The organism is Pseudomonas sp. SED1 (assembly GCF_034044025.1).
In the GTDB taxonomy this organism is placed as follows: Bacteria; Pseudomonadota; Gammaproteobacteria; order Pseudomonadales; family Pseudomonadaceae; genus Aquipseudomonas.
Map to the genome: position 1 here is coordinate 1 of NZ_JAXCIS010000177.1, position 22059 is coordinate 22059.

Here is a 22059-nt window from a genome sequence, read left to right on the forward strand (position 1 = left end):
GTTTTTCGCGAGCAAGCTCGCTCCTACAGTTCTATGCGCTCGACCTTGCCGACCAACAAGATGTAGGACAACGCCCCCAGCAACGCCAACACCGCGATATACGTAATCGCCGGTGCAAACGAATCCCCGGTGGCCAGAAAGCCAATCACAATCGGCGTGGTAATCGCCGACAGATTGCCGATGAAATTGAACACCCCGCCCGTCAGCCCCAACAGCCTTGACGGCGCCAGGGTCGACACCAATGACCAGGTGATCGACGCCAGGCCATTGCCGAAAAACGCCACCGCCAGAAACGCAATCACCCATGCCGTGGAGTCAACAAAGTTGGCGCCGATGATCGCTGTGGAAATCAACAGCCCGCCAATGATCGGCAACTTGCGCGCGAACCCTACCGACGTCCCCCGTCGAATCAGCCAGTCGGAAAACAACCCCGAACACAGCACCCCGACAAACGCCGCCAGAAACGGCAGTGAAGCCAGCAGGCCGGACTTGATGAAGTCCATGCCGCGATATTTCACCAGGTAGGTCGGAAACCACGTCAGGAAAAACCACAGCGTGGAGTTCAGGCAGAACTGCCCCAGGTAGATACCCCACAACTTTTGCTTGCTCAGTACGATGCCAAGGTCGACCCAACTGAACGGCGCCTTGGCCGCTTGTGCCTGGATATCCACCAACCCGCCGCCTTTGCGGATCAGCTCGATTTCCGCCGCATTCGCGCCCTTGAAATCCCGTGGTTCGCGGTACACCGCGTACCAGATCAACGCCCACAGAATGCCCACGCCGCCGGTGGCGACAAACACCATGTGCCAGCCAAAAGCGTGTTGCAGCCAAGCCAGCACCGGCGTGAGAAACGCCAACCCGACAAACTGCCCGGAGGTGTAAAAGCCAATCGCCGTGGCCCGCTCACGCTCGGGAAACCAGGTGGTGACCACACGGCTGTTGATCGGGTAGGCCGGGGCTTCCAGGGCACCGACCGCCATGCGCAACACGAACAGCGCGATGAAGCTGGCGGCAAAGCCGAGCATCACGGTGGCGATCGACCACAGCAGCAGGGCGACACTGTAGAGAATGCGCGGCGGCACCCGGTCCACCAGCCAGCCGCCGGGGATTTGCATGGCAGCGTAGGTTCAGCCGAACGCGGAGAAAATCAGCCCGACATGCACCGGGTCGATCCCCAACTCGCTGGTCAGGGCCGGGGCGGCAATCGACAGGTTGCTGCGGTCCAGGTAATTGATCACTACCGTGATGAACAGCAGCACCATGATGAAGTAGCGCTTTCGGCTGGGCGTGACTAAAGAAGCCTGCCCGGTGAAGGACTCGGATTGCATGGGGGTTGCCTCTTCTTATGGTTATTGAGGACAGGTCTTACTGAATGAACCGGATCAAATGTGGGAGCGGGCTTGCTCGCGAAAGCGGTCTACCAGCAGCGGATGTGTTGACTGACACTCCGCCTTCGCGAGCAAGCCCGCTCCCACATTGATCGGGTTTTCACCTCAAATTCGCGGTGTTTACCACTCCGCAAAACTGCCATCGGCATGACGCCAGATCGGGTTGCGCCAGCGATGCCCGATGGCCGCGCGCTCAATCACGTATTCCTCGTTGATCTCGATGCCCAGGCCTGGCCCATTGGGGATTTTCACAAAGCCCTGGTCGTAGTCGAAAACCCCCGGATCGCGCACGTAATCCAGCAGGTCGTTGCTCTCGTTGTAGTGAATGCCCAGGCTCTGTTCCTGGATGAACGCGTTGTAGCAAACCGCATCCAGTTGCAGGCACGCCGCCAGGGCAATCGGGCCGAGCGGGCAGTGCAGGGCAAGGGCCACGTCGTAGGCTTCGGCCATGTTGGCGATCTTGCGGGTTTCGGTGATACCGCCGGCGTGGGAAGCATCCGGCTGGATGATGTCGACGTAACCTTCGCTGAGCACGCGCTTGAAGTCCCAGCGCGAGAACAGGCGCTCGCCAAGGGCAATCGGGGTGCTGGTGAGCGGCGCCAGCTCTTTCAGCGCTTCGTAGTTTTCGCTGAGCACCGGCTCTTCGATGAACATCAGTTTGTAGGGATCGAGCTCCTTCATCAGCACCTTGGCCATGGGCTTGTGCACCCGGCCATGGAAGTCGACGCCGATGCCGACGTTCGGGCCGACCGCATCCCGCACGGCGGCGACATTGGCCAGGGCCTGGTCGACTTTTTCGAAGCTGTCGAGAAATTGCAGCTCTTCGGTGCCGTTCATTTTTACCGCGGTAAAACCACGGGCCACGGCTTCCTTGGCGGCGCGGGCAGTGTCGGCCGGGCGGTCGCCACCAATCCACGAATACACGCGGATCTTGTCGCGCACCTGGCCACCCAGCAAGTCGCTGACCGATACGCCGAGCGCCTTGCCCTTGATGTCCCACAGCGCCTGGTCGATACCGGCGAGGGCGCTCATATGGATCGCGCCGCCACGGTAGAAACCGCCGCGGTAGAGCACCGTCCAGATGTCTTCGATATTGCGTGGGTCTTTGCCGATCAAGTAGTCGGACAGTTCTTCGACGGCGGCAGCCACGGTGTGGGCTCGGCCCTCAACCACAGGTTCGCCCCAACCGGTCACACCCTGGTCGGTTTCAACCTTGAGGAAGCACCAGCGCGGCGGGACGATGAAGGTGGTCAGTTTGGTGATTTTCATCTTCTTATCTCTCTTGTAGATGGAGAACGCTGATCAGCCCAAGGCGTGCCAGGCCGCGACGTAGGCCTGGGCGTTGCTCGCCACTTGGGCGACGCTCATGCCCGGCTTGAACAACCCGGAACCCAGGCCGAAGCCTTTGACGCCCGCGTCGAAAAATACCTGCATGTTGTCCGGAGTAATGCCGCCCACCGGCAGCAACACCGTGCCCGCGGGCAGTACCGCGAGCCAGGCCTTGACCACGGCCGGGCCCATTTGCTCGGCGGGGAAAAGCTTCAGCACGTCGGCGCCTTCGGCCAGCGCGGCAAAGGCTTCGGTGGGCGTGGCCACACCTGGCGACAGATACAGGCCCGCGGCCTTGGCGGCACGCAACACCTTGGCATCGCTGTGGGGCATGACGATCACTTGGCCGCCGGCAGCTTTTACTTGATCAACCTGTTCCGGGGTCAGCACGGTGCCGGCGCCGATCAGGCAATCGGCGGGCAGGCTGTCCCGCAGAATGCGGATGCTGGAATAAGGGTCCGGTGAGTTGAGCGGCACTTCGATCACCCTGAAGCCTGCGGTGTACAACACCTCGCCGATCGCCAACGCCTCCTCCGGTCGCAGGCCGCGCAGGATCGCGATCAAACCGTTGTGTGTCAGTGCTTGCTTGAGCATGTCGAGCCTCTCGTCAGGTTGCAGGCAGCAGCCCCGCCGCCATGGCCAGCTGCCAAAGGCCACGCTCGGTAGCCTCCTGTGCCAGGGTCACGCGGGGGAAGCCACAGAGTTGGAGTGCACGCTGGTAGCGGGTGCAGAGTTGGGGAGCGCCCACCAGAACGATGTCGCGCTGCTGGGCAGGCTGGCGGGTGCGCAGGCCCTTGAGTTCGTGGCCGATCATCAGGCCGGACAAATAGTCGGGCTGCTCGTCGGGCGCCAGCTCACCGGTCAATCCCAAGGTGCGGGCGCTGAACAAGTTCGACAGCAGCCCGGCTTGGCCGTCTACCGACAGCGCCACCTGCACGCCGCGATCAAAAGCCGCCGCCTGGAACGCTTCGGAAGGGCGCTGGGTGCGCCCCAAAATACTGTGTTGGCTGAGCACGGCGAACAGCTCGCCGGTCATGAAGGTGTCGAAGTGGGTGATGCAGCCTTCCACCACCTCCACCCACTTGGAATGGCTGCCCGGCAGGCCGATCAGTACGTCGCTCCCGGTAGTGGCGGACACGCTTTGCAGCACGCCAAGCACCTGGGTTTCTTCGCCGCGCATCACATTGGGCAACGCGCCGCGTTGAATCACGCCGGGCACGATGTGCACCGCTGTGCCCCGCAGGCTGCGCACGACATGCAGCGCCTGGCCAAGGGTGGATACATCCGCCGGGGTATCGCGGTAAGCCGCTTCGCTCCAGCCCTGGGCGCTGCCGACCATGCCGCAGGCGATGACCGGAAGGCCGGGCTGGGCATCGAGCCAGTCACCGCAGGCCGCATCGAATGCCAGCTCGAAGCCATTGCTGCAGCGAACACCGGCAATGTCCCGGGGTTCGGTGGGCAAGTGCATGATCCCCGACGCCAGGGCGCGTCGTTCGATTACGACGCCTGCCGGGCCGAGCTTGTAAGCACGAAGGGAACTGGTTCCCCAATCGAGCGCGATCAATTGCGCCTGCATCGCTTCACCTGAGTGTTCTGAGCGGATGAGGCGAATATAAACCCAAGACCGGCAAAGTCTCAATATATAAATATCAGTCCCATATATAGGGAATATGCAAACTTAGAATATCGACAGGTCCAACGCGCGCATCGCCCCCATCCAGATAGCGTGTTCGGTGTGGTCCTTGAGGTCATCGCCGGTGGTGGGGTGCAGGAACACCACCAGGCCGTTGCGGTTAAGGGCCAGCCACGGCAGCACGACGCCGATGTATTCAGGCTCGAACGCCAGCTGGCAGCTCCAGTCCGGGTGCGGGCCTACCGGGCGCTCATGCACCCGTCCCATGCGCAGCGGGAACATTTGCGCGGCGTCCTCGCAGAGTCTGCGCGCCTGGTCGATGGTGTTGGCGTCGAAGTAAATGTGGGCGTGGTAGCCCTTGATACGTTGCATGACAGGCTCCGGGCTCAATGATCGGCAAATCCTAGACCGCAATGGACGGCAGGGCCAGACCGGTCAGTGATTGTGCGCTGCTGGCTTGTTCGGCCATCAGCCAGTCGACGAAACGTTCGATCAATTGGCTGCGACGTTTGCGCTGGGGCAGCACCACGTAATAGCCGAAGCGTGAGATCACGGTGTCGCCAATCGGCCGGCACAGCCACTTTTGCTCGAGCAAGTTATCCACAAGGTGGCGCCAGCCGATGGCCACGCCCTGGCCGGCGATCGCGGCCTGGATCAACAGCGTGTAATTGTCGAAACGCAGTTGGCCCGGGGTGGGCGCCGTGTTGATGCCCAGCTCGCGAAACACGCCGCTCCAGTCGAACCACTGGTTGTTGTTTTGCTGGCGCAGGTGCAGCAAGGGAAACTCCAGCAGGCTCTGCACCGGCAGCGGCGCGGTGCGGTCCTGAAGCAACTGCGGGCTGCACACCGGGAACACTTCCTCGTTGAACAGCCACAGGCTGTCGCCCTGTTTGAAACGGCCGTCGCCGAATAACACCGCCACATCGATATCGCTGCGCAACGCGGCGTGATTGCGCTCGCTGGTGACCAGGCTCACGTCCACCTGCGGGTTCGCCTCGTGGAAACGATGCAGGCGCGGCATCAGCCAATAAGCGGCGAACGCAAAGTCGGTCGCCACCTGCAGGACTTCGTGCTGGTCCTGCTCGGCAATCTCACTCAGCCCCTGGTTGATGCTCTGCAAACCGGCCTGCACCTGCTCGAACAACAGGCCGCCCGCGTCGGTCAGTTCAATGCCACGGTAAATGCGATCAAACAGGCGCACCTTCAGCTGTTCTTCCAGGCGCTTGATCTGCTGGCTGATGGCCGGCTGGGTGGTGCCCAACTCCATCGCCGCCGCCGTAAAGCTGCGTTGGCGAGCCGCCGCTTCAAACGCGCGCAGCAGGTCGAGTGACAGGTGACCGAGGGATTCATACATAAGCTGTGCTTATCCTAGACATTGCTTCTCATGGGCTTTACCACGATTTCCATGGCCTGCATGCTCATTCGCATAAACGTTGACTATGGAATGCCGCGAAACCATGAAGCGCAAGAACATTCTTTTTATCATGGCCGATCAAATGGCCGCGCCGATGCTTCCGTTCTACGGTCCTTCGCCTATCAAACTGCCGAACTTGAGCCGCCTCGCCGCTGAGGGCGTGGTGTTCGACGCCGCTTACTGCAACAGCCCGCTGTGTGCGCCATCGCGCTTTACCCTGGTGAGTGGCCAGTTGCCGAGCAAGATCGGCGCCTACGACAACGCAGCCGATTTCCCCGCCGACGTGCCGACCTATGCCCACTACCTGCGTCGCCTCGGCTACCGCACGGCGCTGTCGGGCAAGATGCATTTTTGCGGCCCCGACCAGCTCCACGGTTATGAAGAACGCCTGACCAGTGACATCTACCCCGCCGACTATGGCTGGGCGGTGAACTGGGATGAGCCGGACGTGCGTCCCACCTGGTACCACAACATGGCGTCGGTGCTGCAAGCCGGGCCGTGCGTGCGCACCAACCAGCTGGATTTCGACGAAGAGGTGGTGTTCAAGGCCCAGCAGTACCTGTTCGACCATATCCGCGAGGATGGCGACCAGCCGTTCTGCCTGACCGTGTCGATGACGCACCCACACGACCCGTACACCATTCCCAAACCGTTCTGGGACCTGTACGACGACAACGACATCCCGTTGCCTACAACGCCGCCACAAGCAGATCTCGACCCTCACTCCCAACGCCTGCTCAAGGTCTATGACCTGTGGGACAAGCCGCTGCCGGTGAACAAGATCCGCGATGCGCGCAGGGCCTACTTCGGTGCGTGCAGCTACATCGACAGCAACGTCGGCAAGCTGCTGCAAACCCTGGAAGACACGGGCCTGGCCGACGACACCATCATCATCTTCTCCGGCGACCACGGCGACATGCTCGGCGAGCGCGGGCTCTGGTACAAAATGCACTGGTTTGAAATGGCCGCCCGGGTGCCGCTGCTGATCAGCGCGCCGGGGCAGTTTGCGGCGAGCCGCGTGACGGCTGCCGTGTCCACCGCCGACCTGCTGCCGACCCTGGTGGAACTGGCAGGCGGCCAACTCGACGCCAACCTGCCACTGGACGGCCGCTCGCTGGTCTCGCACTTGCAAGGGCAGGGCGGGCACGACGAAGTGTTCGGCGAATACATGGCCGAGGGCACCATCAGCCCGCTGATGATGATTCGCCGTGGCGCTTACAAGTTCATCTACAGCGAGGACGATCCTTGCCTATTGTTCGATGTGCACAACGACCCGCACGAGCGGGAAGAACTCAGCCAGTCACCGGAACACCGGCCACTGTTCGAGGCGTTTTTGAGTGAGGCGCGGGCCAAATGGGACATCCCGGCGATCCACCAGCAGGTGCTCGCCAGCCAACGCCGTCGCCGCCTGGTATTCGAGGCGCTGACCCAGGGCAAGCTGAAGAGCTGGGACCACCAGCCACTGGTAGACGCCAGTCAGCAATACATGCGCAACCATATCGACCTCGACGATCTGGAGCGCAAGGCACGTTTTCCACAACCCTGCCAAAACCAATAAAACTGAGGGGAAGGCCATGCAAAAGTTATCCACCGTGTTGAGCGTTGCGCTGCTGGCATTGAGCAGTGCCGGTGCCTACGCGGACTCAAGCTGCGACACCGTGAAGATGGCCGATCCGGGCTGGAGCGATATCGCCGCCACCAATGCCATTACCGGTTTCCTGTTGAACGGCATGGGCTACAAGGCCAAGGTCGACACCCTTGCGGTGCCGATCACCTTTGGCGGGCTCAAGGACGGCCAGGTGGATGTGTTCCTGGGTAACTGGATGCCGGCGCAGCAGGGCTTCTACGACAAGTTCGTGGCCAATGGCGATGTGGTGCAACTGGCGAAGAACCTCGACGGCACCGAGTTCACCCTCGCCGTGCCGGACTACGTGTGGGACGCCGGGGTGCATGATTTTGCCGACCTGAACAAGTTTGCCGACAAGTTCGACAAGAAGATCTATGGCATCGGTTCGGGTGCGCCGGCGAACATCTCGTTGCAGGAAATCATCAAGAAAAACGACTTCGACCTGGGCCAGTGGAAGCTGATCGAGTCCAGTGAACAGGCGATGCTGGCCGAAGTGTCCCGGGCGGTGAAGAAGCAGAAGTTCGTGACCTTCCTCGGCTGGACGCCGCACCCGATGAACGTGCAACTGAAGATGCATTACCTCAAGGGTGGGGAGAAGTACTTTGGTGACACCGGCAGCGTGTATACGTTGACCCGCAAGGGTTATGCGCAGGCCTGCCCGAATGTCGGGAAATTGCTGACCAACCTGAGTTTCACCCAGGAGATGGAGAACGCCATCATGGCAGAGGTGGTGAACAAGAAGGTGAGCAACGCTGATGCGGCGAAGGCCTGGATCAAGGCAAATCCGGCGGTGCTGGACAAGTGGCTGGACGGGGTTAAAACCGTCGATGGCCAGGATGCGCTGGCTGCCGTAAAAGCCAAACTCTGATGCACTGATCGTTCCCACGCTCTGCGTGGGAACGCATCCGGTGACGCTCCGCGTCACGACTCAGGAGCGGACGCAGAGCGTCCAAGACGGCATTCCCACGCAGAGCGTGGGAACGATCATCATGAGCCTGATACTCTGATTCAAACCTTTTCAACCGAGTTTCCAATGCCCTGGCCCAACCGCCATACACTCTTCCCCTTCCTCAGCTGGCTACCGCGCCAAACCCGCGCCAGCGTCGGGCGAGATGCGATCGTCGGCCTGAGCGGTGCAGTCCTGGCATTACCGCAATCCATTGCCTACGCACTGATCGCCGGTCTCCCACCGGAATACGGCCTGTACGCCGCAATCCTTCCGGTATTGATCGCCTGCTTGTGGGGCTCTTCCTGGCACCTGATCTGCGGTCCTACGGCCGCGATTTCCATCGTGCTGTACGCCAGCGTCAGCCCGCTGGCCGTGCCCGGTTCCCAGGACTACATCACGCTCATCCTGTTGCTGACCTTCCTGGCCGGCGTCTTCCAATGGCTGCTGGGCATGCTGCGCTTCGGTGCCCTGGTGAATTTCGTCTCGCACTCAGTGGTACTCGGCTTCACCCTCGGTGCGGCGGTGGTGATCGCCCTGGGGCAACTGCCCAATCTACTGGGGCTTGACCTGCCCAGCCAGGCCACGGCGATCAACAGCCTGCTGGCGCTGATCAACCATGCAGGGGAATGGAATCATCCTTCACTGATGCTCGGGCTCGGCACCTTGCTGGTGGGGGCGCTGCTGAAACTGTGGGTGCCGCGCTGGCCCACACTGTTGATCGCGTTGGCCTTGGGCAGCCTCATCCCATGGCTATGGCCGGCGATGTTCGGGCAGGTGGCGTTGGTCAGTTCATTTGTCGGCAAACTGCCGCCCTTCAGCCCGCTGCCGATGGACTTGGACATGGTTCTGCGCCTCCTGCCGAGTGCCGTGGCGGTGGGCATGCTCGGGCTGGTGACCAGCCTGTCGATTGCGCGCTCGCTGTCGGCCCGCTCCCAGCAATTGCTCGATGCGAATCAGGAAGTGCGTGCGCAGGGTTTATCCAACATCGTCGGCGGATTTTTCTCCGGGTACTTGTCGGCAGGTTCCTTCACCCGTTCGGGCCTGAGCTATGAAGCAGGCGCCTGTTCGCCGCTGGCAGGGGTGTTTTCTGCGCTGTGGGTGGCGCTGTTTGCGCTGTTCGGCGCGGCACTGATCGCCCATATCCCGATCCCGAGCATGGCCGCGAGCATCCTGCTGATTTGCTGGGGGTTAGTGGACCATCGCGGTATTCGGGCGCTGTTCCGGGTCAGCCGCGCAGAGTTCGTGGTGATGAGCCTGACCTGCATCGCCACGCTGCTGCTGGAATTGCAGACGGCGATTTATGCGGGTGTGCTGGCGTCGCTGTTTTTCTATCTCAAGCGCACCTCGCAGCCGCGAGTCCAACAATGGCGTGACGGTGAGGACGATGTGCTGCGGGTCGGCGGCTCGATCTTTTTCGGCGCCAGCCATTACCTGCAGGTTCGGCTGCAAAGCCTGCACGGCCAGCGGGTGGTGATCGAGGCGCAGCAGATTAACTTTATCGACTATTCCGGGGTGGAGATGCTGCACCAGGAGGCGCGCCGATTGAATGGATTGGGGCGCAGCCTGGCGTTGCGCAAGGCCCGGCCGCAGGTGGTGGAAGAGTTGAAGAAACTGGAAGGGGCCGATAAATGTCCCATCCAGTTTGAAGACTGAACACGGTTAAAACTGTGGGAGCGGCGGTGCGACGATTCGACTTGCTCGCCAATGCGGTGGACCAGTCGATACATACGGCGACTGTCACACCGCATTCGCGAGCAAGCCCGCTCCCACATTTAGATTTGCATCAGGCCAGTTGCCGACGCAGTTCAGCTAAAACCGGGGCCGAATCCGGGCGTACACCGCGCCACAGGAAGAACGCTTCCGCGGCCTGTTCCACCAGCATCCCCAGGCCATCCATCGCTACCGCGGCGCCCTGATCATTGGCCCAACGGCAAAACGCCGTTGGCTCCTTGGCGTACATCATGTCGTAGCAAAAGGTCTTGCCCGGCTCAACGAGGCTGCCGGCAATCGGCGGTACATCGCCTGACAGGCTAGCGGACGTGGCGTTGATGATCAGGTCCACCGGCTCACGCAGCCAGTCGAAACCGCTGGCGGACACCGGGCCGAGGTCGTCGAACAGTTCGGCGAGCAGTTCGGCTTTTTCTACGGTGCGGTTGGCGATGATCAGCGACGCCGGTTGCTCTGCCAGTAATGGTTCCAGCGCACCGCGCACGGCACCGCCAGCACCCAGCAGCAGGATGCGTTTACCTTGCAGGCTGAACCCGGCATTCACCGTCAAATCCCGCACCAGGCCGGCGCCGTCGGTGTTGTCTCCCAACAAGCTGCCATCGGCGAGTTTGCTCAGGGTATTCACCGCGCCGGCACATTGCGCGCGCTCGGTGAGGGTGTTGGCCAGGCGATAGGCCTCTTCCTTGAACGGCACGGTGACGTTGGCACCACGGCCTTGCTGGAAAAACTCGCGGGCACAGCCAGTGAAATCCTCCAGCGGCGCGAGCAAGGTGCTGTAGTCCAGTTGCTCACCGGTTTGTTCGGCGAACAGGCGGTGAATCAGCGGCGACTTGCTGTGGCCAATGGGGTTGCCGAAGACGACATAACGATCCATCAGACCGCCGCCTTGGGCAGCACGCCCAGCCAGTCGCGGTCTTGCAGGAAGTAATCGGTAAGACGTGCTTCTTCGCTTTCAGGCGCGGCCTTCCAGTCGTAGCTCCAACGCACTTGCGGTGGCAGCGACATCAGGATCGACTCGGTGCGCCCGCCGGATTGCAGGCCAAACAGGGTGCCACGGTCGTAGACCAGGTTGAACTCGACGTAGCGGCCACGGCGGAATTCCTGGAACTCGCGCTGCTGCTCGGTATAGGCCATGGCCTTGCGGCGCTGGACGATCGGCAGGTAGGCGTCGATGTAGGCGTCGCCGATGGCGCGCATGAAGGCGAAGCTGGTGTCGAAGTCCCACTCGTTCAAATCATCGAAGAACAAACCGCCGATGCCCCGGGGTTCGTTGCGGTGCTTGATGTGGAAGTAGGTGTCGCACCAGGCCTTGTAGCGCGAGTACACGTCCGGGCCAAACGGCGCGCAGGCCTGTTCGGCGACGCGGTGCCAGTGGATGCAGTCTTCTTCGTTGCCGTAGTAGGGCGTCAGGTCGAAACCGCCACCGAACCACCACACCGGCTCTTCGCCTTCTTTTTCAGCGATGAAAAACCGTACGTTGGCGTGGGAAGTCGGCACATGCGGGTTGTGCGGGTGGATCACCAGCGACACGCCGAGGGCTTCAAAACCGCGACCGGCCAATTCCGGGCGATGGGCACTGGCGGAAGGTGGGAGGCCGCTGCCAAACACGTGGGAAAAGTTAACGCCGCCTTTCTCGATCACCGAACCGTTTTCGATCACACGGGTGCGACCACCGCCGCCGGCCGGCCGGGTCCAGGCGTCTTCGATAAAGCGAGTGTCCGTCTCAAAGGTTTCCAGGGCGCTGCAAATACGGTCTTGCAGGTCGAGCAGGTAGGCTTTGACAGCCTCGGTGCGGGTAGTCATGACATCACCTTGAATCGGGCAAAGCTACGCGAGGCCATTGGGCGTCGGCGGCAAATGGGCGCACAGGATACCACTGCACCCCGTATTGCCGCAGTTGACGAAGATCAAGCTTAGGAGTCCGATAGGGGGCTACGCGAAATTGACTTGAGGAGAGTGCAGATGGCCAAACGTATCCAGTTCCGTGCCCATGGCGGCCCCGAAGTACTTGAGTATGTGGACTACACCCCGGCAGAACCCGGCCCGCAGCAGGTTCGTGTGCAGAACAAGGCCATAGGCCTGAACTTCATCGACACCTATTTCCGCAGCGGCCTGTATGCGCCACCGGCCTTGCCGTCGGGTCTGGGCGCGGAAGGCGCTGGCGTGGTTGATGCGGTGGGCAGCGAAGTCACTCAGTTCAAGGTTGGTGATCGCGTGGCCTACGGCAGCGGCCCGCTGGGTGCCTACAGCGAATTGCATGTGTTGCCGGCTGCCAACCTGGTGCACCTGCCAGACGACATCAGCTTCGAACAGGCCGCTGGCGCGATGCTCAAGGGCCTGACCGTGCAGTACCTGCTGCGTCAGACCTATGAGTTGAAGGGCGGCGAAACCATCCTGTTTCACGCCGCTGCCGGTGGTGTGGGCTCGCTGGCGTGCCAATGGGCCAAGGCCTTGGGCGTTAAGCTGATCGGTACCGTCAGTTCGCCGGAAAAGGCAGCGCTGGCAAAATCCCTCGGTGCCTGGGAAACCATCGACTACAGCAAGGAAAACGTCGCACAGCGCGTGCTGGAACTGACTGACGGCAAGAAATGCCCGGTGGTGTACGACGGCGTAGGCAAGGACACTTGGCTTACCTCGCTGGACAGCGTGGCACCCCGCGGGTTGGTGGTGAGTTTTGGGAATGCGTCGGGCGCTGTGGATGGGGTTAACCTGGGGATTCTGGCGGCCAAGGGCTCGCTGTATGTCACCCGGCCGACTTTGGCGACCTATGCCAACAACCCGGAAAACCTGCAGGCGATGGCGGATGATCTGTTTTCGATGATCATCAGTGGCAAGTTGCAGATTGATATTAATCAGCGGTTTTCGTTGGGAGATGCGGCGAAGGCGCAGATTGAGTTGTCGGCGCGGCGGACGACTGGGTCGACCATTCTGCTGCCTTAGGGCGTTGGATTTTCAGCGGCTTTGAGGGCCTCTTCGCGAGCAAGCCCGCTCCCACATTTGTCCGCGTTCCAAAAATTGGACTCGGTCAAATGTGGGAGCGGGCTTGCTCGCGAATGAAGGCGACTCGGTCTCAGGAAGGCCGCACAACCTCGCCCGTCGCCAGATCCCGAATCAAACTCGGGTTCTTGCGCCCACCCAGATTCCCGCCCAACACCAGATCCACCTGCCCACGGAAATACTGCTCCACACGAATCCGCGTGCGCGCCGCCGGGCGGCCCTGTGGGTTGGCCGAGGTGGAAATCAGCGGCCCGACCAGCGAGCACAGATCCCGCACCTGCGGATGATCAGTCACCCGTAGCGCCACCGTGTCATGCACACCGGTAATCCACTCGGGCAACAAATCCTGATGGGGCACCAGCCACGTATTCGGGCCAGGCCAGGTACTGGCCATGCGGTCCATCCACTCATCAGGAAAGTCTTCGAAGAGAAAATCGAACTGACGGATGTTGTCAGCAATCAGGATCAGCCCCTTATCCACAGACCGGCCCTTGATCGCCAGCAACCGATCCACAGCCTCTTCGTTCCAAGGGTCACAGCCCAGGCCCCAGACCGCCTCGGTTGGATAGGCAATCACCGCGCCTGCGCGAATTTCTCGTGCGGCTTCTCGCACACGCCACCTGTTGACCATTGCTCACTCTCCGGACTAAAGCTCTGCGCAGTTTACCGATCTTCGTTACAAAACCTAGCCGCGCGCAAACCAGCGCCCACTTTCGCAGATTACCCGGCCTTCCAGCTCGAGTTCCGTCAGGCTGGCCAGCACCTCGGACAAGGCCCTTCCGCTGGCGATCGCCAAGGCTTCACTGGTGTGGGGCGCCGCGTGCAACAGCGCCACCAGCGGGTGAGTGACCGCAATCGGCGCCGGCCGGGAAAGTGCCTGCCAGCCGCGCAGGTTTTCGAGGATGTGTTCAATGGTTTCCACCAGCACCGCCCCATCGCGGATCAGTTGATGGCAACCTTTGGCTCCGGGGTGATGGATCGAGCCGGGGATGGCGTATACCTCGCGGCCTTGTTCCGCCGCCAGGCGTGCGGTGATCAGCGAACCGCTGGCCATGCTGGCTTCCACTACCAGCACTCCAAGGGACAGGCCGCTGATTATGCGGTTACGCCGCGGGAAGTTGCCGGCCTGGGGCGGGGCGTCCAACGGAAACTCGGAAACCACGGCGCTGCCTTGGGCAATCATCGCTTCGGCCAAGCGTCGGTGGCGCTGTGGATAAAAGTTTTCGAGCCCGGTGCCCAGCACGCCGATTGTATGTCCACCAACATCCAAAGCCGCCTGGTGAGCAGCGCCATCGATACCCAGGGCAAGGCCGCTGGTGATGACAAAACCGGCACTGGCCAGGCTGCGGGAAAACGCGGCGGCGGTGTCCATTCCTGGCCTGGAGGCACGACGGCTACCGACCATCGCCAGTTGCGGTTTTTCCAGAATCGCCGGGTTGCCGGCGACGAATAATAGCGGGGGTGCGTCATCCAATTCTGCCAGCAGCGCCGGGTAGTCGGGCTGGTCCCACATCAGCAAATGCTGGGCCGGACGCTCCAGCCAGGCCAGTGCCGCACTGGCACCATCACGTACTTCCTCACTGCGCCGGGCGTCGGCGCTGGCCACCTTGAGTCCCAGTGAACGCCAGGCACTCGCCGGCGCGCTGATGGCTTTTGACGCAGAACCAAACGCCTCGATGAGCTTTTGAAAACCTTTGGGACCCAGTTCCGGCAGCCTGTGCAAGCGTAGTCGGGCTTCCAGCTCTGCCGGGGAAATTTCGCGGTTATTCGTCGGTAACATTTGATCGTCCTTGATCGGAACAAGCTGTGGATAACTCTGTTGGTAACTTATTTAGCAACCTAATTATTGCCTTCAATCAGGCACCTCAAAACGGTCCATTACCGCGAGGGAACGGGACGCGCTGAGCACCAGGCCGTAACTGAGCTTTTCGTAGGTGCGAAACACCACCAGCGTTCCGGCTGGCTCGTCAGGCATCTTCACCGGCGCGCCGGTCACTCTGTCCCGAATGGTTTCACCGGCTTTCACCACCGCCAGCAAATGACCTTCCATCAGCCCGTCACGGCGGCCCTTGTTCAACGTCACCGCATCCAGCACACCGATCTGCGTCACGCCCCGGGGTATGTCGATGATGTGCCCGGCAATGGCGCGGGCAGGCCACTGAACCACCAGGCTGGCCAGGTCCGTGGGTGCTTGCTGGCCGAGCAACCGGTCCCCGGGACGCACCTCCTGGGTCACCCGCTGCACACCCAATGTGCTGACGTCGCCCGCTGTCACAAAACGTGCGGTGCCTATGTCGTCGGCGTTGATGCCCAGCAATTCCTGGCTATCGGGGTCGGTATAAGCCTGGCCCCGGCGGAAAATCCCGTAACTTTGGACGGCAGGGTCCAGGGCCCCACGCGCATAAACACGTTCGCCATTGGCGCCCAATACTCGGCCGGCATCTGCTGCAACAATATAGGGAGCGTGGTCCAGTTCCTGGGGCGTATCGAGAATGCGGTTGTGCAGTAAAAAGCGCTGGATGGCTTGCTGCGTATGAAGCGGCAGCGGTTGACCCGCCTGTGGAAAGCTCGCAGGAACCTGGCCAACAACGGCCTGGGCCCACAGCAGCAAGACGAGTAGCGATTTCCTCATGGGGTGAATCTCCTTTATTATGTGCATTCGCGTGAAACGCCTTGGCCTTCGCGGCTCTCGGACGTTCTCCCACGGCACTTACACCGGTACAGCAGGGGTCCATCCCCGGCGCCGACTTGCCTTTACCTCACATGTGCAGCAATTACGCTTATGGCTATTTTGAACATCCTCGAATTTCCGGACTCACGCCTGCGCACCATTGCCAAGCCAGTGGCCGTAGTGGACGCCAAGGTTCGTCAGTTGGTCGATGACATGTTTGAAACAATGTATGAAGCCCCGGGTATCGGCCTCGCCGCGACCCAGGTCGACGTGCATCAGCGCGTCGTGGTCATGGACCTTTCCGAAGACCGCAGCGAGCCCCTGGTGTTTATCAACCCTGAGTTCGAAACCCTGACCGACGAAATGGGCCAGTATCAGGAAGGCTGCCTGTCGGTACCCGACTTCTACGAGAACGTCGACCGTCCCCAGCGCGTCAAGATCAAGGCCCTGGACCGTGACGGCAAGCCGTTCGAGATGATTGCCGAAGGCCTGCTGGCGGTGTGCATCCAACACGAATGCGACCACCTCAACGGCAAGCTGTTTGTCGATTACCTGTCCACGCTTAAACGCGACCGGATCAAGAAGAAGCTGGAAAAGAAGCATCGCCAGCAAGCTTGATTCCCTTCTTTCAAAGGCTTGCTCCGGCAAGCCTTTTTCTTTTGTGAGACGTTTCCCATGACCGAGCCACTGCGCATCGTTTTTGCCGGCACCCCCGAATTCGCCGCCGAACACCTCAAGGCCCTGCTCGCCAGCCCGTATGAAATCGTGGCGGTCTACACCCAGCCCGATCGCCCGGCCGGTCGTGGGCAAAAGCTGATGCCGAGTCCGGTCAAGCAGTTGGCGCTGGAAAACAACATTGTCGTGTTGCAGCCGCCAACCCTGCGCAACGCCGATGCCCAGGCCGAACTGGCTGCGCTGAAGCCGGACCTGCTGGTGGTGGTGGCTTATGGTTTGATCCTGCCTCAGGCCGTGCTGGATATCCCGCGCCTGGGCTGCATCAACAGCCACGCCTCGCTGCTGCCTCGCTGGCGTGGCGCGGCGCCGATCCAACGGGCCGTTGAAGCCGGTGATGCCGAAAGCGGTGTGACCGTAATGCGCATGGAAGCAGGCCTGGACACCGGCCCGATGCTGCTGAAAGTCACCACCCCGATCACAGGTCAAGACACGGGCGGCAGCCTGCACGATCGCCTCGCCGAAATGGGCCCGCCGGCGGTAGTCCAGGCCATCGCCGGCCTCGCCGCCAGCACTCTGCAAGGCGAAGTGCAGGACGACAGCCTCGCCACCTACGCCCACAAGTTGAACAAGGACGAAGCCCGTATCGACTGGAGCCGCCCGGCCGTTGAGCTGGAGCGCCTGGTGCGCGCCTTCAACCCGTGGCCAATCTGCCACAGCACCCTCAATGGCGAGGCCTTGAAAGTACTGGCCGCCACCCTGGCCGAAGGCGAGGGCGCCCCCGGCGAGATCATCGGCGCCAGCAAGGACGGCCTGTTAGTAGCGTGCGGTGAACAGGCGCTGTGCCTGACCCGTCTGCAACTGCCCGGCGGCAAGGCGCTGAACTTCAGCGATTTGTTCAACAGCCGTCGTGAGAAATTTGCCGTCGGCATCGTCCTCGGCCAAGTGGTAGACACCCAATGAACCCACGTCTGGCCGCCGCCAAGGCCCTGGCCGCCGTACTCAACGGCAAGGCTTCCCTCAACAGTTCGTTGCCGACCCAGCTGGATAAAGTCGAAGACCGCGATCGCGGCTTCACCCAGGACCTGGCTTTCGGCACCGCCCGCTGGCAGCCGCGGTTGTCAGCTCTGGCGGCCAAGCTGCTGCAAAAGCCATTCAAGGCGGCAGATGCCGATGTCGAGGCGCTGTTGCTGGTGGGCCTGTATCAACTGCTCTATACCCGCGTGCCGGCCCACGCCGCCATCGGCGAAACCGTCGGTTGCGCCGACAAACTGAAAAAGCCCTGGGCCAAGGCCTTACTCAACGCCGTGCTACGCCGCGCCCAGCGTGAAAGCGAAGCGCTGCTGGCCGAACTGGAACATGACCCGGTGGTGCGCACCGCCCACCCGCGCTGGCTGCAAAAATCCCTGAAGGCATTCTGGCCCGAGCAATGGGAAGCCATCTGCGCCGCCAACAACGCGCACCCGCCGATGATCCTGCGGGTCAATCGCCGTCATCACACTCGCGATGCGTATCTCGCGCTGCTTGGCGAAGCCGGCGTAGCAGCTACGGCCTGTGTCTACAGCCAGGACGGCATCGTTCTTACAGAGCCGGGCGATGTCCGTAACCTGCCCGGGTTCGCCGAAGGCTGGATCAGCGTGCAGGACGAAGCCGCACAACTGGCCGCTGATCTGCTGGACCTGGCGCCTGGCCAACGGGTGCTGGACGCCTGCTGCGCCCCCGGCGGCAAAACCTGCCACATCATGGAAGTGCAAGCAGACTTGGCCGGCGTCGTCGCCGTCGACCTGGAAGCCAAGCGCTTGGTGCGCGTGCGGGAAAACCTCGCGCGCCTGGGCCTGAGCGCCGAACTGATCGCCGCCGATGGCCGCGACACCGCCACCTGGTGGGACGGCAAGCCCTTCCAGCGCATCCTGCTGGACGCGCCGTGTTCCGCCACCGGCGTGATACGCCGCCACCCGGACATCAAGCTGACCCGCCAACCCGACGACATCACCGCCCTGGCCGTGCTGCAAGGTGAATTGCTGGACGCGTTGTGGCCGACCCTCGAAGTCGGCGGCATCCTGCTATACGCCACCTGCTCGACGCTGCCCACCGAAAACACCGAAGTCATCGAAGCCTTCCTGGCCCGCACCAGCGGCGCACGGGAACTGGACCTCGACATCCAGGCCGGGATCAAGCAGCCTCATGGCCGCCAGTTGCTGGCCCAGGAAGGCGGCCACGACGGGTTCTATTACGCCAAGCTGATCAAGATTGCCGCCGCTCGCGGCTGAATGGTTTTAAGGGAGTGACCGGATGAAAATCATCATCCTCGGCGCAGGGCAGGTCGGCGGTACGCTGGCCGAGCATTTGGCCAGCGAAGCCAACGACATCACCGTGGTCGACACCGACGCGGAGCGCCTGCGGGATTTGGGCGACCGCCTGGATATCCGTACCGTACAAGGCCGTGCCTCGTTTCCTACGGTGCTGCGCCAGGCCGGTGCCGACGATGCCGACATGCTGGTGGCGGTCACCAACAGTGACGAGACCAACATGGTCGCCTGCCAGGTCGCCCACACCCTGTTCCACACCCCGACCAAAATCGCCCGGGTGCGTGAAGCCGCGTACCTGACCCGCGCCGGACTGTTCGACAACGACGCGATCCCGGTGGACGTGCTGATCAGCCCGGAGCAGGTGGTGACCCACTACATCAAGCGCCTGATCGAACACCCGGGCGCCTTGCAGGTTATCGACTTTGCCGAAGGCAAGGCGCAACTGGTGGCGGTAAAGGCCTACTACGGCGGGCCGTTGGTGGGCCAGCAACTGCGCCAGCTGCGCGAGCACATGCCCAACGTCGAGACGCGAGTGGCGGCAATCTTCCGTCGCGACCGGCCGATCCTGCCGCAGGGCGATACGGTGATCGAAGCCGACGACGAAGTATTTTTCATCGCGGCCAAGGCGAATATTCGCGCGGTGATGAGCGAAATGCGCCGGCTGGATGAAACCTACAAACGCATCGTCATCGCCGGCGGCGGGCAGATCGGCGAGCGCTTGGCCGAGGCCATCGAAAGCCGCTATCAGGTGAAGATCATCGAGATGAATCCGGCACGCTGCCGGTACTTGTCCGACACCCTCGACAGCACCGTGGTCCTGCAAGGCAGTGCCTCGGACCGTGACCTGCTGCTCGAAGAAAATATTGCCGACGCCGACATCTTCCTGGCCCTGACCAACGATGATGAAGCCAACATCATGTCGTCGTTGCTGGCCAAGCGGCTGGGGGCGAAGAAGGTGATGACCATCATCAACAACCCGGCCTATGTCGACCTGATCCAGGGTGGCGATATCGACATCGCCATCAGCCCGCAACTGGCAACCATCGGTACCTTGCTGGCCCACGTGCGGCGCGGCGATATTGTGAGCGTGCACTCGTTGCGCCGAGGCGCGGCGGAAGCCATCGAGGCGATTGCCCACGGCGACTCGAAGTCGAGCAAGGTGATTGGCAAGGCGATCCGCGATATCGGCCTGCCACCGGGTACTACCATCGGCGCAATCATTCGCGATGAAGAAGTGATCATCGCCCACGACGACACGGTGATCGCCACCGGCGACCATGTGATTCTGTTCCTTGTGGATAAAAAACATATCCGCGATGTGGAGAAACTGTTCCACGTGGGCCTGAGCTTTTTCTGATCAATGGAGTGACCGACATGCTCGAATCCCTGGAAAAAATGCTCGCCAAGGGTGTGGATAACTCACTGCTGCGGTTTGGGTTGGGCAAGGGTTATCTGGATCTGAAGGACAACGCCAAGGCGGCGGAGCATCTGCAGAAATGCGTCGAGTTCGATCCTAAGTATTCGGCGGCGTGGAAGCTGTTGGGCAAGGCGCAAGTGGGGCAGGGTGATAGTGCTGCGGCGCGGTTGGCGTGGGAGCAGGGGATTACAGCGGCCCAGGCCCATGGCGACAAGCAGGCCGAAAAAGAAATGACGGTGTTCCTGAAGAAACTCGATAAACACCTGTAGGAGCGAGCTTGCTCGCGAAAAACCCGAGAGCGCCGCGTCAAATCAGAAAGACCGCATAATCGTTAACGACCTTCGCGAGCAAGCTCGCTCCTACAGGAAGCGGGTCAATACCACCGCGCCTCACCCGGCGGGCGTTTCTTGAAGCGCTTCATGCTCCACATGTACTGGCTCGGATAAGCGGCCACATACCGCTCCACCACCTTGCTCATCGCCGCGCACGACGTCGCAGTGTCCGTGCTGTACATGTCTTCCGGTGCCGCTTCCAGGATCACTTTGTAGCCCGAGCCATCCGGCAGCCGCAGGGCATGCAGGAACACGCCGACCGCCTTGTGCCCCGCCAACATGTTTGGCACGAACTTGCTGGTCAGCGCCTGGGTGGCGAAGAACGGTACAAAGATCCCGGCGGATTCCGCCGGCTCCGGGTCGGCAGGAATGCCCACCTGGCCACCTTTACGCACTTCCTTGATCACACTGAGGATGCCTTCCTTGGTGGACGCCGCCACACGGTTGCCCAGTTGCACCCGCTGTTTGCGCAGCAAGTCATCCACGGCTTTGAGCTTCGGCGGACGGTAGAAAATGATCGGTTTGCACTGGCTGCAATAGAAGTGGTTCAACACTTCCCAATTGCCCAAGTGGCTGGTGATGCCCACCACGCCTTTGCCCGAGGCCAGGGCTTCGTGCAGCACTTCCAGGCCTTCGACTTCACGCACCAGGTCAATGGAGCGCTGGGCCGGCCAGATCCAGGCGCAAGCGCTTTCGGTCAGGGACTTGCCGATGTCCTTGAGGCTCTGGCCCACCAAGCGCTCGCGCTCGGCCGGGTCCATGTCGGGGAAGCATTTGGACAGGTTGATCCGCACCGTCTCGCGGGAGCGGTTAGGGGTTTTCCACATGATCCAGCCAATCGCCGAACCGACCGCTTGCACCGCGCGCCAAGGCAGCAGGGCAAACAACCGAAGAGCGCCTACCAGCAAGGCGCCTTTAAACTTTTCCACAGGTCACTCCTGATCGTGTGTGGTGCGCAAAGCCGCCATTCTAACCGGCGTTGGCCAGGTTCGCGTAACGGTCGCAGTCCAAGGTGTGGTCCATGACCATGCCCGAGGCCTGCATGAACGCGTAGCAGATGGTCGGTCCGACGAACGTAAAGCCGGCTTTTTTCAGGGCTTTGCTCATGGCTTCCGCTTCAGGCGTAATCGCCGGAACCTGGCTGCGATCCTTGAAATGATTGACCTTCGGCACGCCGCCCACAAACGACCACAGAAACTCCACTGGGTCCTCCAGCGCCAGCCAGGCGGCGGCATTGCGCCGGGTGGCATTGAGTTTCAGGCGGTTACGCACGATGCCCGGATCGAGCATCAGCGCTTCAATCTCGGCATCGCTCAGTTGGGCCAAACGCTGTGCATCAAATCCAAACAAGACCTTTCGATAGTGCTCGCGTTTGCGTAAAACGGTGATCCAGGACAGGCCCGCCTGGAACCCTTCGAGCAAAAGCAACTCGAACAGTCCCTGCGCATCGCGCAGCGGCGTTCCCCACTCCTGATCGTGATAAGCCATGTACAGCGGATCTTCAGAACACCAAAAGCAGCGTGGCATAAGGCTCCAGGGGATGGTGGCGCGGCCGAATCGGGTATACTCCCGCTCTTTAAATCGCAGCCCAAG

Annotated in this window: 21 protein-coding genes and 1 pseudogene; 9 read left to right on the forward strand and 13 right to left on the reverse strand. The window is 61.6% G+C overall.

Going from position 1 to position 22059, the window contains the following annotated elements; genetic code table 11:
* Window positions 1-23: 23 nt before the first annotated feature.
* The 6 genes and pseudogenes from SNL23_RS22580 to SNL23_RS22605 form a co-directional block, all read right to left on the reverse strand.
* A pseudogene (locus SNL23_RS22580) lies at window positions 24-1328 on the reverse strand (MFS transporter).
* Between the two features lie 180 nt (window positions 1329-1508).
* The gene (gene dgoD / locus SNL23_RS22585; RefSeq protein WP_003213645.1) at window positions 1509-2657 is read right to left on the reverse strand and encodes a galactonate dehydratase; all 1149 of its coding nucleotides are present in this window, start codon (window positions 2655-2657) and stop codon (window positions 1509-1511) included.
* Window positions 2658-2690: 33 nt separating this feature from the next.
* Window positions 2691-3311 carry a 2-dehydro-3-deoxy-6-phosphogalactonate aldolase gene (locus SNL23_RS22590; RefSeq protein WP_003213643.1) on the reverse strand — a complete coding sequence of 207 codons (621 nt, stop codon included), beginning with the start codon at window positions 3309-3311 and terminating at the stop codon, window positions 2691-2693.
* Between the two features lie 13 nt (window positions 3312-3324).
* Complete coding sequence (locus SNL23_RS22595; RefSeq protein ID WP_318303574.1) at window positions 3325-4293, reverse strand: 2-dehydro-3-deoxygalactonokinase; 969 nt, start codon at window positions 4291-4293, stop codon at window positions 3325-3327.
* Between the two features lie 102 nt (window positions 4294-4395).
* Entirely contained in the window at window positions 4396-4722 is a 327-nt protein-coding gene (locus SNL23_RS22600; RefSeq protein WP_318303576.1) for a DOPA 4,5-dioxygenase family protein, read from the reverse strand.
* A gap of 31 nt (window positions 4723-4753) precedes the next feature.
* A complete protein-coding gene (locus SNL23_RS22605; RefSeq protein ID WP_318303578.1) occupies window positions 4754-5704 on the reverse strand; it encodes a choline sulfate utilization transcriptional regulator in 951 nt (316 codons plus the stop codon).
* Window positions 5705-5807: 103 nt separating this feature from the next.
* On the opposite strand from SNL23_RS22605, the gene betC reads away from it, so the two are divergent.
* The 3 genes from betC to SNL23_RS22620 all read left to right on the forward strand — a co-directional run bounded on the left by betC (window position 5808) and on the right by SNL23_RS22620 (window position 9993).
* Window positions 5808-7322: a choline-sulfatase gene (gene betC / locus SNL23_RS22610; protein ID WP_318303580.1), complete on the forward strand. Its 1515-nt coding sequence runs from the start codon at window positions 5808-5810 to the stop codon at window positions 7320-7322.
* Between the two features lie 16 nt (window positions 7323-7338).
* Window positions 7339-8259, forward strand: coding sequence for a choline ABC transporter substrate-binding protein (choX, locus tag SNL23_RS22615; RefSeq protein WP_167664622.1), 921 nt, complete (start codon window positions 7339-7341; stop codon window positions 8257-8259).
* 165 nt (window positions 8260-8424) lie between these two features.
* Complete coding sequence (locus SNL23_RS22620) at window positions 8425-9993, forward strand: SulP family inorganic anion transporter (protein WP_318303583.1); 1569 nt, start codon at window positions 8425-8427, stop codon at window positions 9991-9993.
* Window positions 9994-10123: 130 nt separating this feature from the next.
* On the opposite strand, the gene aroE is transcribed toward SNL23_RS22620, so the two are convergent.
* Window positions 10124-10942, reverse strand: a complete 819-nt coding sequence (gene aroE / locus SNL23_RS22625; RefSeq protein WP_318303585.1) for a shikimate dehydrogenase — start codon at window positions 10940-10942, stop codon at window positions 10124-10126.
* Window positions 10942-11871: an oxygen-dependent coproporphyrinogen oxidase gene (gene hemF / locus SNL23_RS22630; protein WP_076013284.1), complete on the reverse strand. Its 930-nt coding sequence runs from the start codon at window positions 11869-11871 to the stop codon at window positions 10942-10944. The genes aroE and hemF overlap by 1 nt, the downstream gene beginning before the upstream one ends.
* A 159-nt stretch (window positions 11872-12030) precedes the next feature.
* Between hemF and SNL23_RS22635 the strand changes: the two genes are divergently transcribed.
* Window positions 12031-13008 (forward strand): NADPH:quinone reductase, encoded by a 978-nt coding sequence (locus SNL23_RS22635; protein ID WP_076013283.1) that lies wholly within the window; start codon window positions 12031-12033, stop codon window positions 13006-13008.
* Window positions 13009-13138: 130 nt separating this feature from the next.
* Here SNL23_RS22635 and SNL23_RS22640 read toward each other — a convergent pair whose 3' ends face one another.
* From SNL23_RS22640 to SNL23_RS22650, 3 genes are all read right to left on the reverse strand, one after another.
* Window positions 13139-13696 (reverse strand): L-threonylcarbamoyladenylate synthase, encoded by a 558-nt coding sequence (locus tag SNL23_RS22640; protein WP_003213622.1) that lies wholly within the window; start codon window positions 13694-13696, stop codon window positions 13139-13141.
* Between the two features lie 54 nt (window positions 13697-13750).
* Window positions 13751-14845, reverse strand: coding sequence for a DNA-processing protein DprA (gene dprA / locus SNL23_RS22645; protein ID WP_076013282.1), 1095 nt, complete (start codon window positions 14843-14845; stop codon window positions 13751-13753).
* 72 nt (window positions 14846-14917) lie between these two features.
* Window positions 14918-15697 carry a peptidoglycan-binding protein gene (locus SNL23_RS22650; RefSeq protein ID WP_318303589.1) on the reverse strand — a complete coding sequence of 260 codons (780 nt, stop codon included), beginning with the start codon at window positions 15695-15697 and terminating at the stop codon, window positions 14918-14920.
* Window positions 15698-15847: 150 nt separating this feature from the next.
* Here SNL23_RS22650 and def point away from each other — a divergent pair, with 150 nt between their 5' ends.
* Genes def through SNL23_RS22675 form a run of 5 tightly spaced genes read left to right on the forward strand, consistent with a single transcriptional unit; the run spans window position 15848 to window position 20403 of the window.
* Window positions 15848-16354 (forward strand): peptide deformylase, encoded by a 507-nt coding sequence (gene def, locus SNL23_RS22655; protein ID WP_003213617.1) that lies wholly within the window; start codon window positions 15848-15850, stop codon window positions 16352-16354.
* Between the two features lie 57 nt (window positions 16355-16411).
* Window positions 16412-17371: a methionyl-tRNA formyltransferase gene (fmt, locus tag SNL23_RS22660; RefSeq protein WP_318303590.1), complete on the forward strand. Its 960-nt coding sequence runs from the start codon at window positions 16412-16414 to the stop codon at window positions 17369-17371.
* Entirely contained in the window at window positions 17368-18678 is a 1311-nt protein-coding gene (gene rsmB, locus SNL23_RS22665; protein ID WP_318303592.1) for a 16S rRNA (cytosine(967)-C(5))-methyltransferase RsmB, read from the forward strand. The genes fmt and rsmB overlap by 4 nt, the downstream gene beginning before the upstream one ends.
* A gap of 22 nt (window positions 18679-18700) precedes the next feature.
* Window positions 18701-20074: a Trk system potassium transporter TrkA gene (gene trkA / locus SNL23_RS22670; RefSeq protein ID WP_003213611.1), complete on the forward strand. Its 1374-nt coding sequence runs from the start codon at window positions 18701-18703 to the stop codon at window positions 20072-20074.
* A gap of 17 nt (window positions 20075-20091) precedes the next feature.
* Window positions 20092-20403 carry a hypothetical protein gene (locus SNL23_RS22675; protein WP_167664615.1) on the forward strand — a complete coding sequence of 104 codons (312 nt, stop codon included), beginning with the start codon at window positions 20092-20094 and terminating at the stop codon, window positions 20401-20403.
* A gap of 104 nt (window positions 20404-20507) precedes the next feature.
* Here the strand turns inward: SNL23_RS22675 and SNL23_RS22680 are convergent, their stop codons facing one another.
* Window positions 20508-21395, reverse strand: a complete 888-nt coding sequence (locus tag SNL23_RS22680; RefSeq protein ID WP_088421939.1) for a lysophospholipid acyltransferase — start codon at window positions 21393-21395, stop codon at window positions 20508-20510.
* A 40-nt stretch (window positions 21396-21435) separates the two neighbouring features.
* Complete coding sequence (locus SNL23_RS22685; RefSeq protein WP_318303594.1) at window positions 21436-21993, reverse strand: DNA-3-methyladenine glycosylase I; 558 nt, start codon at window positions 21991-21993, stop codon at window positions 21436-21438.
* Window positions 21994-22059: the final 66 nt, after the last annotated feature.